A 13961-nucleotide genomic window follows, 5' to 3' on the forward strand; every position below is an offset into this window, starting at 1 on the left:
TGCTGGCCGACGACGCCCCAGCCCTCCTCGAAAGTGACGCATGGGCCTGCTCGACGCGCTGATCCTGGGACTCGTCCAGGGTCTGACCGAATTCCTCCCCATCTCCTCCAGCGCCCACCTCCGGATCGTCAGCGAGCTGCTGCCCGGTCTCGGCGGCCGCGACACCGGAGCCGCGTTCACCGCGATCACGCAACTGGGCACCGAGACCGCCGTCATCATCTACTTCTGGCGCGACATCGTGCGGATCGTGTCGCACTGGGCGCGCTCCCTCGTCGGCCGGATCCCGCGCTCGGACCCGGACGCCCGCATGGGCTGGCTCATCATCCTGGGCAGCCTCCCGATCATCGTCCTCGGCCTCGTCTTCCAGGACGCGATCGAGACGACCCTCCGCTCTCTGTGGGTGGTGGCCACCACCCTCATCCTCTTCGGCATCCTGCTCGGCATCGCCGACGCGGTCGGCGCGAAGAAGCGCCGCCTGCGCGATCTGGGCGTCCGCGACGGCCTGATCTTCGGAGGCGCGCAGGCGCTCGCCCTGATCCCCGGCGTCTCGCGCTCGGGAGGCACCATCACCGCCGGCCTCTTCCTCGGCTACGAGCGCAAGGCGGCGGCGCGCTACTCCTTCCTCCTCGCGATCCCCGCGGTGTTCGGCAGCGGTCTCTACCAGCTGTACAAGAGCATCAGCGACCCGGTCGTGCTCCCGAACCAGGTCCAGGTCGGCGGGCTCGAGACCCTCGTGGCGACCATTGTCGCGTTCGTGGTCGGCTTCGTCGTGATCGCGTTCTTCATGAGCTACATCTCCCGCCGCAGCTTCCTCCCGTTCGTCGTATACCGCATCGTCCTCGGCGTCGTCCTCATGGTCGCGCTCGCCACCGGCCTGATCGCCGCCTAGATGCGCGCCTGGACCGCCGCCGACGTCCCCGCCCTGCCCGGCCGGGGGAGCGCACCGCGCCTGCACGACACCGCGACCGCCGGCCCCGTCGAGCTCGACGCGCCCAGCGGAGTCGCGAGCCTCTACGTCTGCGGCATCACGCCCTACGACGCCACCCACCTCGGGCACGCGTCGACCTACCTCGCCTTCGACACGGTCCAGCGCGTCTGGCTCGACGCGGGCTACACGGTCGAGTACGCCCAGAACGTGACCGACGTCGACGACCCGCTGCTCGAGCGTGCGACGGCCACCGGTGTCGACTGGCGCGACCTCGCCGAGGAGCAGGTCGAGCTGTTCCGCGGCGACATGGCCGCCCTGCGCGTCCTGCCTCCGCAGCACTACGTCGGAGTCACCGAGACCGTGGATCCCATCGCGGAAGCGGTCGCCCGCCTGGAGCGCGACGGCGTCGCCTACCGCGTCGCTGCTCCGGACGCGGCGGAGGAGGGCGCGAGCGACCTCTACTACGACATCGCCGCGGCCGAGAGCGCCGTCTGGCACCTGGGCAGCGAGAGCCGGCTCGACGCGGAGTCGATGGCCCGCTTCTCGGCGCTGCGCGGGGGCGACCCGGAGCGCGCCGGCAAGCGCGACCCCCTCGATCCGCTGCTCTGGCGGGCCGAGCGCGCCGGCGAGCCCGCCTGGGACGCCGAGGTCGGCCGCGGCCGTCCGGGCTGGCACATCGAATGCTCGGTGATCGCCCTCGACCGGCTCGGACCCGAGTTCACCCTGCAGGGCGGCGGGAGCGACCTGGTCTTCCCGCACCACGAGTTCAGCGCCGGCCACGCCGCTTCGCTGTCCGGCCGTCCTCTGGCCCGCGCCTACGCGCACGCCGGGATGGTCGCCTACCAGGGCGAGAAGATGAGCAAATCGCTCGGGAACCTGGTGCTGGTCTCCCGTCTGCGGAGCGAGGGCGCGGACCCGCGGGCGATCCGCCTCGCGCTCCTCGCGCACCACTACCGCTCCGACTGGGAGTGGCTGCCCGAGGACCTGCCGTCGGCCGAGGCGCGCCTGGCGCGCTGGGAGTCGGCCCTCGCCGCCGTCGGACCGCGCTCGGCGCTCGAGGTGCTGGCGCAGCTGCGCGAGGCGCTGGCCGACGACCTCGGCACTCCGGCCGCCCTCGCCGTCGTCGACGCCGCACTGACCGAGGGCGTGGACGACCCGTCGCTCCTGCGCGACGCGGTCGACGCCCTGCTCGGGGTGCGCCCGGCCTGAACCCCGTCAGGCTCGAGTCCCGTAAGCTTCGAGTCCCGGACGGCTCGAGTCCCGTCAGGGGCGAGTCCCGTCAGGGGCGAGTCCCGTCAGGGCGGCCGGGAGGGTCATCGGTCGGGAACAGTCCAGTGATCGACGACCGTCCCGGACGAGCGGGCGCCGGCGGAGGCTACGGCCGCCAGGGCTCCTCGCCGGAGCGGCCGTCGCCGCGGCGGCGCAGGTAGCGCTCGAACTCCTGGGCGATCGCCTCGCCGCTCGCCTCGGGCGAGTCGACGGTGTCGCGCGCCTGCTCGAGCTGGGCGATGTACGACGCCATCTCCTCGTCCTCGGCGGCGAGGGCGTCGATGCCGCGCTCCCACTCCTCCGCCTCCTCGACGAGGTCGCCGCGGGGGATCGCCAGGCCGACGACCTCCTCGAGCTTCTCGAGCAGCGCCAGCATCGCCTTGGGCGAGGGCGCGTTGTGCACGTAGTGCGGGACGGAGGCCCAGATCGAGACGGCGGGGATGCCGACCTTCTGCGCGGCCTCGCCGATCACGCTGAGGATGCCGACCGGCCCCTCGTAGCTGGAGCGCTCGAGCTCGAAGGAGCTCCGCAGCTCCGCGTTCTCGCTCGAGGCGAAGATCGAGATCGGCCGGGTGTGCGGGACGTCAGCGAGCATCGCGCCGAGGAAGACGACGGCGGAGATGTCGATCGCGAGCATGGCGTCGACGACCTCGGCGGCGAAGCTCTTCCAGCTGCGCGAGGGCTCGGTGCCGATCATGAGGTACAGCGCGCTCTCGGCGTCGACCGAGGTGTCGGCCGGGCCGAAGATCTGGGTGCCGGGCCAGGCGAGGCTGCGGCGGCCGTCCTCGCCGATCGAGAGCATGGGGCGGGTGTACTGGAAGTCGTAGTACTGCTCGGCGTCGACGGCGAAGAGGGGCACGTACTCCCCGGCGTCCTTGACCAGCCGCAGCGCGCCGCTGGCGGCGTCCCCGGCGTCGTTCCAGCCCTCGAAGGCCACGACCAGGACGTTCCCCGTGATCACGTTCATAGGCAGGATCTCCGCGTTCGGCTCGATGTGCGGGGAGCGCACACCGCGCCTGTCCCTTCGTCCAGGATAGGACCGCCCCCGACCGCGCCCGTCCCGTCCGGCGGGATCGGCCGCGCTGTTCGCTCTCGGCCCGCGGCCGGGGAGGGGCGCGGCCCTGCCGGTACCATGGTCGCTCGTGACTCCTGAGACCTCCGCCCGGCCGCTGTCCTCCGAGCCGCTCGGAGGAGCGTCCGCCCCCGCCGCCGTCCTCTGGGACATGGACGGGACGCTCGTCGACACCGAGCCGTACTGGATGGCGTCGGAGCACGCGCTCGTCTCCTCCTTCGGCGGAGTGTGGACCCACGAGGACGCGATGGGACTCGTCGGCTCGGGCCTGCCCGCCGCCGCCCGCATCCTGCAGGGCAAGGGCGTCGACCTCTCCGTCGACGCGATCATCGACCGGATGACCGACGAGGTCGTCGACCAGCTGGCCGTGAGCATCCCGTGGCGACCGGGCGCGCTCGAGCTGCTGCGCGCGGTGTCCGAGGCGGGAGTGCCGCAGGCGCTGGTCACGATGTCGATCTCGCGGATGGCCGCGGCCGTCGTGGACCGGATCCCGTTCCCCGCCTTCGCCGCCGTCGTCAGCGGCGACATGGTCGAGCGCAGCAAGCCCCACCCCGAGGCGTACCTCCTCGCCGCGAGCACCCTCGATGTCGACATCACCGCATGCGTCGCGATCGAGGACTCCCTCACGGGCCTCGGCGCGGCCGTCGCCTCCGGAGCCGCGGCGATCGGCGTCCCGCACCAGCTGGAGCTGGATCCCGCCGCTCCCTATGCCCTCTGGCCCACTCTCGCGGGCCGCACCGTCGCGGACCTCGCGACGGTGTCCTCCGAGCACCGCGGCTCCGGCCCGGCCACGACCGAGACGGAGGCCCGCCGATGAACGGTGAGGCACTGCAGCATTCCGGCCCCTTCCGCGCGGGAGACCGCGTCCAGCTGACGGGACCCAAGGGGCGGATGAACACCATCACGCTCGTTCCCGGCAAGGTGTTCCACACGCACCGAGGCGGCATCGAGCACGACACGGTGATCGGGCTGCCCGACGGCTCGGTGGTGACCAACACCGTCGGCGTCGAGCACCTCGCGCTGCGCCCCCTCCTCGCCGACTTCGTGATGTCGATGCCCCGCGGCGCGGCGATCGTGTACCCGAAGGACGCGGCCCAGATCCTCGCCCTCGCCGACGTCTTCCCCGGCGCCCGCGTGGTCGAGGCCGGTGTCGGCTCCGGCGCGCTCTCGCTCTGGCTGCTGCGGGCGGTCGGTCCGACCGGCCGGCTGTCGTCGTTCGAGCGGCGCGAGGAGTTCGCGGATGTCGCACGGGCGAACATCGAGACCTTCCTCGGCTACACGCCCGACAACTGGAGCGTCACCGTCGGCGACCTCGTCGAGGCGCTGCCCGGCACGGTCCCGTCCGGCGAGGCCGACCGCGTCGTGCTCGACATGCTCGCGCCCTGGGAGTGCCTCGACGTCGCCGCCGAGGCACTCACGCCCGGGGGAGTGCTCCTCTGCTACGTGGCCACCGTCACGCAGCTCTCGCGGACGGCGGAGGCGATCCGCGCCTCGGGCCTGTTCACGAACCCGTCGTCGAACGAGACCATGGTCCGCGGCTGGCACGTCGAGGGCCTCGCGGTCCGGCCGGACCACCGGATGATCGGCCACACCGGCTTCCTCATCACCGCTCGCCGGCTCGCTCCGGACACCGTTCTCCCCGAGCTCAAGCGTCGCCCGTCGAAGACGGACTTCAGCGACGAGGACGTGGAGGCCTGGACCCCCGGCGCGCTCGGCGAGCGCGCCGTGAGCCCCAAGAGCCTCCGCAAGCGGGTCCGCGAGTCCGCCACCAGCGCCGAGCTCTCCCGGGCCCGCGGGTTCGGCGAGGAGACCGCGGAGCCCGACGACGAGGGCATCCTCTAAGCTGTTCCCGGCCTCCGGGCCGTCTCCACCCCGGGCGTCACCGCTCCCCTTCTCTCGAATCGAGGACCCGTGCGCAGGACCACCGCGCTCATCGCCGGCATCGGCATCGTCGCCGCTCTCACCGGATGCACCGCGTCCTCCTCGCAGGCGGACTGCGACGCTCCGTTCTCCTCCGGCGACTCCTCGGCGGCGGTCAGCGCCACGGGCGACTTCGGAGCGAAGCCGGACGTCAGCGTCCCGACGCCGCTGAAGGCGGACGGCACGCAGGTCAGCACCCTCATCGAGGGCTCGGGCGCACCGCTCGAGAAGGGCCAGCTCGTCACCATCGACTACACCCTGGTCAACGGCGCGGACGGCACGGTCCTCGAGACCTCGCCTTACGACGGGTCGAGCACCGCCCGCTTCGGCGTCGGCGGAGCCGGGCTCGTCGGCCTGAACGAGGGCCTCCTCTGCACGCAGGTCGGCTCGCGCGTCGCCATCGCGATAGCCCCCGAGGACGGCTTCGGCCAGTCCTCGTCGCAGCTCGGCATCTCGGAGGACGACACGCTCGTGCTCGTCGCGGACGTCCGCGAGGCCTCGCTGGCCCGCGCGAACGGCGCCGCCCAGCCCGCGCCCGACGGCTTCCCGACGGTGACGCTCGGCGACGACGGACGCCCGGGGCTCGCGAAGCCCTCGGGCGACGCACCGTCCGACCTCCGCATCGCCCAGCTCAAGAAGGGCGACGGCGACGTCGTCGCCGAGGGCGACCAGGTCGTCGTGGCCTACACCGGCTGGCAGTGGAGCGACGGGAAGGTGTTCGACTCCAGCTGGGAGAAGGGCGCTCCCGCCGTGTTCACGGCCGCCGACGGCTCGACCACCCAGGGCGGAGTCATCGCCGGATTCGCCGACGCCCTCATCGGCCAGCCCGTCGGATCTCAGGTCATCGCGGTCATCCCGCCGGACCAGGGCTACGGCGACCAGGGCTCCCCTCAGGGCGGGATCCCCGGCGGCGCGACGCTGATCTTCGTCGCCGACATCCTCGGAAAGGTCTGACCGGGCCCGGCCCTAGACTGGAGGGCGTGCCTTCCGACGCCCCGTCCTCGAGCCGCGTCCCGGCCGAGGAGCGTCTGTTCAACCTCGTGCTCGCGCTCGTCGCGGCCGAGAACGGACTGACGAAGGCCGATGTCCTCTCCACGGTGCAGGGCTACCGGCAGCGGGTGGGCCGGGGCGACCGGACCTCGCTCGAGCGCCAGTTCGAGCGCGACAAGGACGACCTGCGCGAGCTGGGCATCCCGATCGAGACGGTCGACGCCCCGGGCGATCCGGGCAACACCCAGACCGTCCGGTACCGCATCGCGAAGCGCAGCTACGACCTCCCGGCCGACCTGACCTTCGATCCGGAGGAGCTCGCGCTGCTCCGCCTGGCCGGGGCGGTCTGGCGCGAGGGGACGCTCTCGGCGGAGTCGCGGCGCGCGCTGATCAAGCTGCGCTCGATCGGGGTCGAGTCCGTCGACCCCGTCATCGGCATCAGCCCCTCGATCCGGGTTCGCGAGTCCTCGTTCGAGCCGCTCAACGCCGCGCTCGACCGCGGCCAGGTCGTCCGCTTCCCCTATCTGAAGCCCGGCGGCGAGGAGCCGCGCGTGCGCACCGTGCAGCCCCGCGCCCTGGTGAACCACCAGGGGCGCTGGCACCTCCACGGCTGGGACGAGGGCGCCGAGGGCACGCGGACCTTCCTCCTGTCGCGAATCGTCGGGCCGGTCGCCTCCACCGGCCGCACCGCGCCTCCCGCGGAGGGGGACCACGCGGCGACCGCTCTCGCCCAGCTCGACGAGATCCTGCAGCGCAACAGCGCGCTCCTGCGCGTCGCCCCCGACTCCGACGCCGCCCTCCGTCTCGGCGGGCGTGCCGAGGCCGAGGGCGAGGGCCAGGGCCTGCTGCGCCTGCACTACACCGACCCGGACGTGCTCGCGGACGAGCTCGCCGGTCACGGTCCCGAGGTGCGGGTGCTCGAGCCGGAGGAGCTCCGCCGCCGCGTCCTCGACCGCCTCCGCCGCACCCTGGACGACCATGGAGGGGATCCCCGTGGCTAGACCCCGCTCCCTGCAGGCGCGCGACCGACTGGCCGTCCTCCTCTCCCTCGTTCCCTATCTGCTCGACCGGGGTCGCGTCTCCGTCGCCGAGGTCGCCGCGCACTTCGAGATCCCGGAGGAGGAGGTGCGCCGCGCGGTGCGCCTCATCGCCGTCTCGGGCATCCCCGGCGAGACCGCGCAGTACCAGGCGAACGACCTCTTCGACATCGGCTGGGACGACTTCGAGGAGAACGACCACGTCGTCCTCACCCACCAGGTCGCGATCGACGACTCGCCGAGGTTCTCGGCGCGCGAGGCCGCCGCCCTCATCGCCGGCATGCAGTACCTCGCAGCGCTGCCCGAGAACCAGGGCAACGACCGGATCGCCTCGCTGATGGGGAAGCTCGCGCGCGGCGCCTCCTCGGCCCCGAGCGCGGTCGCGGTCTCGCGCGGCACGGGCGCGGACAGCGCTGTGGCGCTCCTGCGGACAGCGATGGGCTCGGCGACGCAGGTCGCTTTCGACTACCGCAGCGCCCGCGGCGAGACCGAGTCCCGGCTCGTCGACCCCTTCGTGCTCGAATCGGTCGACCGGGACTGGTACCTGCGCGGATGGGACCACCTCCGCGAGGGCGTCAGGACGTTCCGGGTCGACAGGATGCGCTCCCTCCGCGACACGGGGACGCCGATCGTCCGGCGCCGCAACGAGGTGACCCTCTCGGAACGGCTCTTCGAGGCCTCCGCCTCCGATCTCGTCGTGGACCTGCGCGTCGCCCCCAGCGCCGTCGTGCTGCTGGGCGACTACGCGGCCGACGCCGAGTTCCCCGATCCCGTGCCGGGGGAGGAGGACCACGGTGTCCTCGTCCGTCTCCGCGTCGCCCATCTGGAGGGACTGACGCGCCTGGTGGCGTCGTTGGCGGGTCTCGTCACCGTGGTGGCACCCCCCGAGGCGCGCACCGCGGTCGCGCACTGGGCGGCCTCCGCGCTCGCCGCGAACGAGGGGGAGCCGTCGTGACCTGGTGGTCGTGGATCCTGATCTGGCTCGGCCTCGCGCTGGGGGCTCTGACGATGCTGGTCCTCTTCGCCCTCTCCTACTGGCGCAAGGGGAAGGTGCTCCTCGGACAGCTGTCCGAGGTCACCGCGAAACTCGAGACACTGAGTCCTGGAGTGACGGACGACCTGCCGCCCCGGCCGTCCTCGTCGCTGTTCGCCGATCGCGACGACGTGAGGCGTGCGCACGAGGGCCGGCGTGACGCACGTCGCGACAGGATCGATCTCCGCCGGTCAGGACGGGTCGAACGGGGTAAGCTCCTCGTACACCGCAACCGACAAGTGAAGTGAGTCTGCAATGTTCGCTGGCCTCCAGGGGTGGCACCTCCTCATCATCCTCGCCGTGATCCTCCTCCTGTTCGGTGCGCCCAAGCTCCCGCAGCTGGCCCGCAGTGTCGGGCAGTCGATGCGGATCTTCAAGAGCGAGGTCAAGACCATGAAGGACGAGGACGGCACCGAGCGCCGTGAGTCGACCGAGGGGACCACCGGCACCGTCGCCGGATCCACCGGCACGACCACCGGCACCGGCACCACCACGCCGCCCGAGTCCCCGCTCAAGTAATGACGTCCGTGGCACCGAAGAAGCCACGGACGAAGCGGACGAAGAACCCCGACGGGCGCATGTCGCTCGGGGCGCACCTCGTCGAGCTTCGCAACAGGCTCTTCAAGTCGGCGATCGCGATCGTCATCGCGTGCGTCGCGGGGTGGTTCGTCTCGGAGTGGGTCTTCGAGGCCCTCAAGGCTCCGATCTCCGAGGTGGCCTCCACCCAGGGCAAGGAGGCGATCCTCAACTTCCCGACGATCGCCGGTGCCTTCGACCTGCGGCTGCAGATCGCCATCACGGTGGGCATCGTCCTGGCGAGCCCGGTCTGGCTCTACCAGATCTGGGCGTTCCTCGTCCCGGGCCTGACCCGCAAGGAGATGCGGTACGGCCTCGGCTTCATCCTCACCGCCATCCCGCTGTTCTTCGCGGGCTGCGCGGCCGGCTGGTTCGTGTTCCCGCACATCGTGGAGCTCCTGACGAGCTTCACCGGCAGCAACGCGGCGAGCTTCCTCGACGCCAAGATCTACTACGAGTTCGTTCTCAAGCTCGTGCTGGTCGTCGGCATCGCCTTCGTGCTGCCCGTCTTCCTGGTGCTCCTCAACTTCCTCGGCATCCTCCCCGGCATGCTGATCCTCAAGTCGTGGCGCATCGCGATCATGGCGATCGTGCTCTTCACGGCGATCGCGACCCCCGCGGCCGACCCGATCTCGATGTTCCTCCTGGCCATCCCGATCATCTTCCTGTTCTTCCTCGCCTGCGGGATCGCGATCCTGCACGACCGGCGCGCCGCCAAGCGCCAGCTGGTGTTCGACGGCAGCCCCTCCGACCTGCCCGCGTGACCGGACCGTCTCCCGCCGAGCGGTTCGCCGCGTTCCGGACGCGCCAGGGCCACGCGAGGGTCGAGGCGTTCCGCTCGACCCTCGCGTTCGACCTCGACCCCTTCCAGTACGAGGCCTGCAGCGCTCTCGACGACGGCCACAGCGTCCTCGTCGCCGCGCCCACCGGCGCCGGCAAGACCGCGGTGGCCGAGTTCGCGATCCACCTGGCCATGCAGGACCCGACGGCCAAAGTCTTCTACACGACGCCGATGAAGGCGCTGAGCAACCAGAAGTTCCAGGAGTTCGTCGAGGACTACGGAGCCTCCGAGGTCGGCCTGCTGACCGGCGACTCCAACGTCAACGCGCGCGCCCGCATCGTCGTGATGACGACCGAGGTGCTGCGCAACATGCTGTACGCCGACTCGGACCTCCTGCGCGACCTCGCCTACGTCGTGATGGACGAGGTGCACTACCTCGCCGACCGCTTCCGCGGCGCGGTCTGGGAGGAGGTCATCATCCACCTCCCGCAGCGCGTGCGGCTGGTCTCGCTCAGCGCGACCGTGTCGAACGCCGAGGAGTTCGGCGACTGGCTCCAGACCGTCCGCGGCGAGACCGAGGTCATCGTCTCCGAGGAGCGCCCCGTCCCGCTCGACCAGCACGTCCTGGTGGGCGGCAAGCTGGTCGACCTCTTCGACTCCTCCGGTCGGGCGGCGACGAACCGGGTGAACCCCGAGCTCGCCCGCATGGCCCAGGGCGGCTCCCGGGTCGAGCGCGGCGGCAGGGGCGGCCGCAACGGCCGAGGCGGTCGCGGCCGCTACCCGGAGCAGCGCACCGAGGAGCTCGTGCTGCGCTCGGAGGTCGTTGAGATCCTCCGCGGCAAGAACCTCCTCCCCGCGATCTTCTTCGTCTTCAGCCGTGCGGGCTGCGACCAGGCCGTGCGCCAGGTGCTGCGGTCGGGCGTGCGCCTCACCGAGCGCCACGAGCGCGACGAGATCCGCGCGATCGTCGAGGAGCGGTGCCGGACGATCCGCGACGAGGACCTCGCGGTGCTCGGCTACTGGGAGTGGCTCGACGGACTCCAGCGGGGCGTCGCCGCGCACCACGCCGGGATGCTCCCCGCCTTCAAGGAGGTCGTCGAGGAGCTGTTCCTGCGCCGGCTCGTGCGCGTGGTCTTCGCGACCGAGACGCTCGCGCTCGGTATCAACATGCCCGCCCGAACGGTCGTCCTCGAGAAGCTCGAGAAGTTCAACGGCGAGGCGCGCGTCCCGATCACACCGGGGGAGTACACCCAGCTCACCGGCCGGGCGGGCCGACGCGGCATCGACGTGGAGGGCCACTCGGTGATCCAGTGGCGCGGCGGGATGGACCCCCAGGCGGTCGCGTCCCTCGCCTCCCGGCGGACCTACCCGCTCAACTCCAGCTTCCGCCCCAGCTACAACATGGCCGCGAACCTGATCGAGCAGTTCGGGCGGGTGCGCACGCGCGAGATCCTCGAGTCGTCGTTCGCGCAGTTCCAGGCCGACCGGTCCGTCGTCGATCTCGCCCGCCGGGTCCGCCAGCAGGAGGAGTCGATGGCGGGCTACGTCACGGCGATGCAGTGCCACCTGGGCGACTTCGAGCAGTACGCGGCGATCCGCCGTGAGATCGGCGACCTCGAGCGCCGGGGCGCGGTGCGCGGCGAGTCGGCCTCCCACGCCGAGCGCGAGAAGCGCCAGGGACAGCTCACGAGCCTGCGGCGTCGGATGAAGGCGCACCCGTGCCACGCCTGCTCCGACCGCGAGCAGCACGCGCGCTGGGCCGAGCGCTGGTGGAAGCTGCGCCGCGAGACCGACGAGATCGAGCGCCAGATCCGCTCGCGCACCGGCGCCGTCGCCCGCATCTTCGACCACATCACGGACGTGCTGCTCGAGCTCGGCTACTTCCGCCGGGACGAGGTCGGCGAGCTCTCGCTGACGCCCAACGGTCGCACGCTCCGCCGGATCTACGGGGAGCGGGACCTGCTCGTCGCCGAGTGCCTCCGGAAGCAGGCGTGGACGGAGCTCGATCCGGCCGGCCTCGCGGCGATGGCGTGCTGCCTGGTCTTCGAGCCGCGACGCGAGGAGGGGACGCTCGGCGAGCAGTTCCTGCCCCGCGGCGCGTTCCCCGAGGCGCTGGAGAGGACCCAGCTTCTGTGGGCCCGGCTCGACGACGTCGAGCGGGAGCACCGCCTGCCGGGCAGCAACCCGATCTCGACGAGCCTGGCGCTGTCGATGAACATGTGGGCCAAGGGCATGCCGCTCGACATGGTGCTCCGCGAGTCCGACATGGCCGCCGGCGACTTCGTGCGCTGGGCGAAGCAGACCATCGACCTCCTCGATCAGCTCTCCGTCGTCGCCGAGGGCAAGGTCGGCCGCGCGGCCCGGACCGCCCTCGACCTGGTCCGCCGCGGCATCGTCGCGTACTCGACGGTCGCATGACGTCGATCGCTCCTCCGCCCGACGGGCGGACCGTTCCGCTGTGGGTGGCGCTGCCCCTCGCCGCCCTCGGCGGCGCCGTGCTCGACCGAGGCTTCCCCGACTCCGACGTCTGGCCGCTGGCGATCGTGGGCGCCGCGGCGATCCTGTTCGCGCTGGCGGGGCGCGGCTTCTGGAGCGGGACCCTCGTCGGCCTCGTCGGCGGAGCGGTCTTCTGGGGCGTCCACATCGAGTGGCTGACCCTCTACCTCGGCCCGGTCCCGTGGGCGGCCCTCGCCGGTCTGCAGGCGATCTTCTTCGCGCTCTCCGCGGGGCTGATGGCGGTCGTCTCCACGCGCGGCCACCGCGTCTGGACGGGACCGCTCGGCCGGATGGTCGGCCTCCCCGCCCTCCTGGCGGCGCTCTGGATCGGGCGCGAGTCGATCACCAGCGTCTGGCCCTACGGCGGCTTCGCCTGGGGCCGCCTCGCGATCTCGCAGTCCCTCGGCCCGCTCGCCGGTCTCGCGGCGTGGATCGGCTTCGCCGGCCTCGGCTTCGTGGTCGCGTTCCTCGCCGCCGTGCTCGCGCAGGCCGTCCGCGAGATGTCCGTCCCGGCCTCCGCTCGCGTCAGCGCTCTCGCGGGCTTCGCGATCATGGCGCTGGTGTTCCCCGCCTGGCCGGCACCGACGGAGGGCACGACCCGGATCGCCGCCGTCCAGGGTGACTCCGATGCGGGCCTGTTCTCGCAGAGCTACCGCGGGCAGATCCTCGAGGACCACACCTCGGCGACGCTGCCGATCCTCGACCAGGACGTCGACATGGTGGTGTGGCCCGAGAACGGCGTCGACATCGATCCGACCCGGAACGCCCAGTCGGCCGCCGTCCTCGACTACCTCAGCCGGACGATGGACGCGCCGTTCATCGTGGGCACGATCACGAACCCCTCGGACGACGTCTTCTACAACAGCTCGCTGCTCTGGAAGGCGGGGGAGGGGGCGACGCAGGTCTACGACAAGGTGCATCCCGTCCCGTTCGCCGAGTACATGCCGGACCGGGCGTTCTGGCGGATGTTCGCTCCGGATCTGGTCGACCTGGTGAGCCGCGACTACTCGATCGGCACCCGTCCCAACGTCTTCGACGTGAACGGCGTCCTCGCAGGCATCGCGATCTGCTTCGACATCTCGGACGACGCGCTGACGAACGCGATGGTCGACGGGGGAGCCCAGGTCATCCTCGGGCAGACCAACAACGCCGACTTCGGCCGGACCGACGAGAGCGTCCAGCAGCTCGCGATCGCTCGCCTGCGGGCCATCGAGACCGGGCGCAGCGTGGTCAACATCTCGACCGTCGGGACGAGTGCGATCATCGGGCCGGACGGCTCGACGATCGATTCCCTGACATGGTTCGAGCCGGGTGCCATGGTGGACGAGGTCCCCCTCAGCTCCACCACGACCCCGGCTCTGGTGTGGGCGCGAGACCTCGGCTGGTACTTCCTGGCCGCCGGTCTCATCGGCATGGTCTCGTTCGTCCGCCGGACGCGCGAGCCGCGACGCCGTCTCCGCTGACCGGCGCTACGCGCCGATCTTGTGCTCGCCGCGCCTGGCGCGCAGATAGGCGAGCCGCTCCTCGAGCAGCTCCTCCAACTCCGCGCGGGTCCGACGCTCGAGCAGCATGTCCCAGTGGGTGCGCGGAGCCTTCTGCTCGCCCTTGTCCACGACGACCGGCTTCGAGTCCACCATCAGAGTGGCCTCGTGACCGCAGGAGCGGCACTCCCAGGTCTCCGGTGCTTCCGCATCGGCCGAGAACACCATGTCGGTGTCGTGGCCGCAGTTCGCGCAGTGGTACTCGTACGTCGATCGCGGGGAGAAGACGACGCCTTCTTCGCTCTGCAGGCTCTGGGATCCGAGCCGCATTCCTCGCAAGCTTCGATCTGCCATTGTGTGGTCTCCTCTCGCTGTGCT

Annotated in this window: 14 protein-coding genes; 12 read left to right on the forward strand and 2 right to left on the reverse strand. The window is 71.6% G+C overall.

Features of this window, described 5'->3' with window-relative positions; all coding sequences use genetic code 11:
* Positions 1-40 precede the first annotated feature (40 nt).
* Both C5C59_RS03470 and mshC read left to right on the forward strand, forming a co-directional pair.
* Entirely contained in the window at positions 41-889 is an 849-nt protein-coding gene (locus C5C59_RS03470) for an undecaprenyl-diphosphate phosphatase (RefSeq protein WP_104222008.1), read from the forward strand.
* Positions 890-2137, forward strand: a complete 1248-nt coding sequence (gene mshC, locus C5C59_RS03475; RefSeq protein WP_104222010.1) for a cysteine--1-D-myo-inosityl 2-amino-2-deoxy-alpha-D-glucopyranoside ligase — start codon at positions 890-892, stop codon at positions 2135-2137.
* 166 nt (positions 2138-2303) lie between these two features.
* Here the strand turns inward: mshC and C5C59_RS03480 are convergent, their stop codons facing one another.
* A complete protein-coding gene (locus C5C59_RS03480; RefSeq protein WP_104222142.1) occupies positions 2304-3164 on the reverse strand; it encodes a proteasome assembly chaperone family protein in 861 nt (286 codons plus the stop codon).
* Positions 3165-3339: 175 nt separating this feature from the next.
* On the opposite strand from C5C59_RS03480, the gene C5C59_RS03485 reads away from it, so the two are divergent.
* From C5C59_RS03485 to lnt, 10 genes are all read left to right on the forward strand, one after another.
* Positions 3340-4086: an HAD family phosphatase gene (locus tag C5C59_RS03485; protein ID WP_258062561.1), complete on the forward strand. Its 747-nt coding sequence runs from the start codon at positions 3340-3342 to the stop codon at positions 4084-4086.
* Positions 4083-5111 carry a tRNA (adenine-N1)-methyltransferase gene (locus tag C5C59_RS03490; protein ID WP_104237456.1) on the forward strand — a complete coding sequence of 343 codons (1029 nt, stop codon included), beginning with the start codon at positions 4083-4085 and terminating at the stop codon, positions 5109-5111. The genes C5C59_RS03485 and C5C59_RS03490 overlap by 4 nt, the downstream gene beginning before the upstream one ends.
* A gap of 69 nt (positions 5112-5180) precedes the next feature.
* Positions 5181-6143: an FKBP-type peptidyl-prolyl cis-trans isomerase gene (locus tag C5C59_RS03495; RefSeq protein ID WP_104237455.1), complete on the forward strand. Its 963-nt coding sequence runs from the start codon at positions 5181-5183 to the stop codon at positions 6141-6143.
* A 26-nt stretch (positions 6144-6169) separates the two neighbouring features.
* Positions 6170-7180: a YafY family protein gene (locus C5C59_RS03500; protein ID WP_104237454.1), complete on the forward strand. Its 1011-nt coding sequence runs from the start codon at positions 6170-6172 to the stop codon at positions 7178-7180.
* A complete protein-coding gene (locus C5C59_RS03505; RefSeq protein ID WP_104283651.1) occupies positions 7173-8171 on the forward strand; it encodes a YafY family protein in 999 nt (332 codons plus the stop codon). Before C5C59_RS03500 ends, C5C59_RS03505 begins: the two co-directional genes overlap by 8 nt.
* Positions 8168-8497: a hypothetical protein gene (locus C5C59_RS03510; RefSeq protein WP_104237452.1), complete on the forward strand. Its 330-nt coding sequence runs from the start codon at positions 8168-8170 to the stop codon at positions 8495-8497. Before C5C59_RS03505 ends, C5C59_RS03510 begins: the two co-directional genes overlap by 4 nt.
* A gap of 7 nt (positions 8498-8504) precedes the next feature.
* Positions 8505-8768 (forward strand): Sec-independent protein translocase subunit TatA, encoded by a 264-nt coding sequence (gene tatA, locus C5C59_RS03515; RefSeq protein ID WP_104222022.1) that lies wholly within the window; start codon positions 8505-8507, stop codon positions 8766-8768.
* Positions 8768-9589: a twin-arginine translocase subunit TatC gene (tatC, locus tag C5C59_RS03520; RefSeq protein ID WP_374952911.1), complete on the forward strand. Its 822-nt coding sequence runs from the start codon at positions 8768-8770 to the stop codon at positions 9587-9589. The genes tatA and tatC overlap by 1 nt, the downstream gene beginning before the upstream one ends.
* A complete protein-coding gene (locus C5C59_RS03525; protein WP_104222026.1) occupies positions 9586-12024 on the forward strand; it encodes an RNA helicase in 2439 nt (812 codons plus the stop codon). Before tatC ends, C5C59_RS03525 begins: the two co-directional genes overlap by 4 nt.
* Positions 12021-13565, forward strand: a complete 1545-nt coding sequence (gene lnt, locus C5C59_RS03530) for an apolipoprotein N-acyltransferase (protein ID WP_104237451.1) — start codon at positions 12021-12023, stop codon at positions 13563-13565. The genes C5C59_RS03525 and lnt overlap by 4 nt, the downstream gene beginning before the upstream one ends.
* 6 nt (positions 13566-13571) lie before the next feature.
* Here lnt and C5C59_RS03535 read toward each other — a convergent pair whose 3' ends face one another.
* Positions 13572-13937 (reverse strand): RNA polymerase-binding protein RbpA, encoded by a 366-nt coding sequence (locus tag C5C59_RS03535; RefSeq protein WP_068207052.1) that lies wholly within the window; start codon positions 13935-13937, stop codon positions 13572-13574.
* Positions 13938-13961 lie beyond the last annotated feature (24 nt).

The sequence above is a fragment of the Rathayibacter sp. AY1F4 genome (assembly GCF_002931775.1).
Classification (GTDB): Bacteria; Actinomycetota; Actinomycetes; order Actinomycetales; family Microbacteriaceae; genus Rathayibacter.

Excerpts from the sequence above, each read along its gene's own strand:
- C5C59_RS03470 (WP_104222008.1), top strand. The coding sequence starts at position 41 with ATGGGCCTGCTCGACGCGCTGATCCTGGGACTCGTCCAGGGTCTGACC.
- mshC (WP_104222010.1), top strand. The coding sequence starts at position 890 with ATGCGCGCCTGGACCGCCGCCGACGTCCCCGCCCTGCCCGGCCGGGGG.
- C5C59_RS03480 (WP_104222142.1), bottom strand. The coding sequence starts at position 3,164 with ATGAACGTGATCACGGGGAACGTCCTGGTCGTGGCCTTCGAGGGCTGG.
- C5C59_RS03490 (WP_104237456.1), top strand. The coding sequence starts at position 4,083 with ATGAACGGTGAGGCACTGCAGCATTCCGGCCCCTTCCGCGCGGGAGAC.
- tatA (WP_104222022.1), top strand. The coding sequence starts at position 8,505 with ATGTTCGCTGGCCTCCAGGGGTGGCACCTCCTCATCATCCTCGCCGTG.
- tatC (WP_374952911.1), top strand. The coding sequence starts at position 8,768 with ATGACGTCCGTGGCACCGAAGAAGCCACGGACGAAGCGGACGAAGAAC.
- lnt (WP_104237451.1), top strand. The coding sequence starts at position 12,021 with ATGACGTCGATCGCTCCTCCGCCCGACGGGCGGACCGTTCCGCTGTGG.
- C5C59_RS03535 (WP_068207052.1), bottom strand. The coding sequence starts at position 13,937 with ATGGCAGATCGAAGCTTGCGAGGAATGCGGCTCGGATCCCAGAGCCTG.